This window comes from Caldibacillus thermoamylovorans, assembly GCF_000751775.1.
GTDB lineage: Bacteria > Bacillota > Bacilli > Bacillales > Caldibacillaceae > Caldifermentibacillus > Caldifermentibacillus hisashii.
In genome coordinates this window covers 1-2,351 of record NZ_CCRF01000016.1, presented here as the reverse complement: position 1 = coordinate 2,351, position 2,351 = coordinate 1, and the positions used below count along the sequence as shown (strand labels likewise).

General features: G+C 31.9%; 4 protein-coding genes and 1 pseudogene. All 5 read right to left on the bottom strand.

Going from position 1 to position 2,351, the window contains the following annotated elements:
• Window positions 1-239 (bottom strand): annotated as a pseudogene (locus BT1A1_RS19205) (hypothetical protein); the annotation flags it as partial.
• Window positions 240-469: 230 nt separating this feature from the next.
• On the bottom strand, window positions 470-649 hold the full coding sequence (locus tag BT1A1_RS19000; protein ID WP_034767730.1) for a hypothetical protein: 180 nt from the start codon (window positions 647-649) through the stop codon (window positions 470-472).
• A 381-nt stretch (window positions 650-1,030) separates the two neighbouring features.
• Complete coding sequence (locus tag BT1A1_RS19425) at window positions 1,031-1,558, bottom strand: IS3 family transposase (protein ID WP_269147479.1); 528 nt, start codon at window positions 1,556-1,558, stop codon at window positions 1,031-1,033.
• Between the two features lie 9 nt (window positions 1,559-1,567).
• Window positions 1,568-1,846 carry an IS3 family transposase gene (locus BT1A1_RS19420; RefSeq protein ID WP_269147478.1) on the bottom strand — a complete coding sequence of 93 codons (279 nt, stop codon included), beginning with the start codon at window positions 1,844-1,846 and terminating at the stop codon, window positions 1,568-1,570.
• Window positions 1,847-1,903: 57 nt separating this feature from the next.
• Window positions 1,904-2,182 carry a transposase gene (locus BT1A1_RS19415; protein ID WP_034767727.1) on the bottom strand — a complete coding sequence of 93 codons (279 nt, stop codon included), beginning with the start codon at window positions 2,180-2,182 and terminating at the stop codon, window positions 1,904-1,906.
• Window positions 2,183-2,351: the final 169 nt, after the last annotated feature.

The window sequence follows — 2,351 nt, the reverse complement described above, 5'->3', positions numbered from 1 at the left end:
TCTATATCAAATAAATGTGGTCTAACTGAAAGTGAATCCCAATCAATTAAATTGATTCGATCTTTGATAAATAAGATGTTTGTATTCTGGTACTCTCCATGTGATACTGACTTTCTCATTATGTCATAGTCATTTTTATTAAAATCTAAAGAATCATAAATATCCATAATTCTTTTCTTGTATTGAGCATCAACTTCCCCGAAATAATGATTAATGAGGTTAAATGTTTTTTTAATCATATCATCCGGATTTTGATACCATTTACGAACGCTGAATTATCATGAAATTCAATTTCACCCACTTCCGGTGTTATTTCAAGGAAAGTCTCGAGATAACTTCTCGCCAACATTAAATGCGAAAGGTTTGAATGTTGAAATTCTTCACCTTCCCTGTAAGTTGTCATTAACCAAAAACAACTGTCATAATACGTGAAAATTCTGTCATATTTATTCAATACAATATGATTTATCTATCCTTTTTTAATAAGACTACTAAATAATACTTCATTAATTACAATTTCACTAGGTGCTCTTTTTAAAATATATTTTTCATTAATTAAGAGAACTGGATAGGTAATATTACTATTTAATACACGATATTTTTGTAGTTTTATTTGATATAAATCCATTACAGGTAATAATTTCATCATAGAAAGCCGTCCCCCTATATTCTTTTTCGGATGGTGTTGCAAATTTTCTATTGTTTGTTCAATTAATTATTAAACTTCTAAGTGATATAAATTTCTTAAACTATATTTCAATTCTTCAAGTGATTTTTGATCTGATTCATTTAAAACAAATCCACTAAACCTGGATCTAAGTCAATATTTTGGACACAAATAATTTAAGTTTTTATTCAATCTTTGAATCTAATTTATATGAAACTGTTGTGGCTTGACATGGAGCCTCTGTGGGGCATGAGTTCCTAGCTAGGAAGCCAGCTAATTTAAAACCATGCGGGCATGCCATCAAAGGCGATCATGCCCCGCCTCTCCACATCAAGCCGTGCAGCGAATGAATATTGTGGTACATCAAATAGCACAAGTATGAACATCTTCCATTTCTTGTGGTGTTTTATAACCAATACTACCGTGAATTCTTTTACGATTGTACCAGCCTTCAATAAATTGGAAAAGAGTTAGTTCAGCTGATTTAAAATCTATATATTGAACATGATTTACTTCTTCTTTCTTTAATATAGCGTGGAAAGATTCAATACAAGCATTATCATAAGGGCTTCCTTTACAGCTAAAAGAGTGCGTCATGTTAATTTGTTTAATCACTTTTTCGAACTCATCGCTAGTGTATTGCGAACCAAGATCAGAATGAAAAATGACGCCATCACCTAGTCGCTGTGTTCGATAAGCATTTTCTAAAGCTTTTATTATTAATTCTGTCGTCATCGTACGTCCAAAAGAATAGCCAACAATTTTCTTAGAATGTAAATCCATGACCGATGCAAGGTAGCACCAACCGTGTTTTAACGTGTGAATATAGGGAATATCGCCAACCCACTTTTCCATTAATCGTTGTTGTAGAAAAGTCTCTTTGTAAAATATTTTCGCGTTCTACGACCTTTTCCTTACTTGGCGTTGGTCGAAACTTTTCACAGTAATAGATTTGACACCAGCCTTTTTCATCAATCGCTGAACACGTTTAAGGCTTATATAATAGCCTTCTTCACTCAAAAGGTGGTGAATTTTGGATGCACCATAACGTTTGTCGCTTTCATTATGAATTTCAATTATTCTTTCAGTTAATTTATGATTTTCTTGGTCTCGATTAGATATCGTTTTATCGAAAGATTTATAATAAGTGCTTCTTGGTACATCAAGCACGTCACACATTGTTTGAATCGAATGTTTCTTTTTGTTGATCAATACATTCAGTGATTTCAGCACCGTTTACTTTTTTGCGAATATGGCCATAGCTTTTTTTAAGATATCATTTTCCTCTTGAAGTTTAAGCATTTGTTTTTGTAATTTAGCATAATCATCTGGAGTAATAGAAGAACCATCTTCTAAATCCATGGGAGTCAATTTTTTAATCCATGCATAAATAGTTACTTCAGATACGCCATATTCGCTGCTTAAATTTCTAACAGACTGACCTGAGTCATATAAATCAACAATCATTTTACGAAAGTCATCGTTGTACCGTTTGCCGTTATTCTTATGTTTCATCGGACATATCTCCTTGTAATTAACTAAAATGTGTCCATGAAACTATACTAGCATCATATATCTGTGAAAGAAAGAGTAGAAGATCTAGTCTACTAAACCTCCATTTCTAAAAAACTTGTATATTGATTAAACTAATTACATATATAGAGTATCACAAACAAATATTTGA

Bases quoted from the DNA above. Each gene is read 5' to 3' on its own strand.
- BT1A1_RS19000 (WP_034767730.1), bottom strand. From the start codon at position 649: ATGATGAAATTATTACCTGTAATGGATTTATATCAAATAAAACTACAA.
- BT1A1_RS19420 (WP_269147478.1), bottom strand. From the start codon at position 1,846: ATGTGTGACGTGCTTGATGTACCAAGAAGCACTTATTATAAATCTTTC.
- BT1A1_RS19415 (WP_034767727.1), bottom strand. From the start codon at position 2,182: ATGAAACATAAGAATAACGGCAAACGGTACAACGATGACTTTCGTAAA.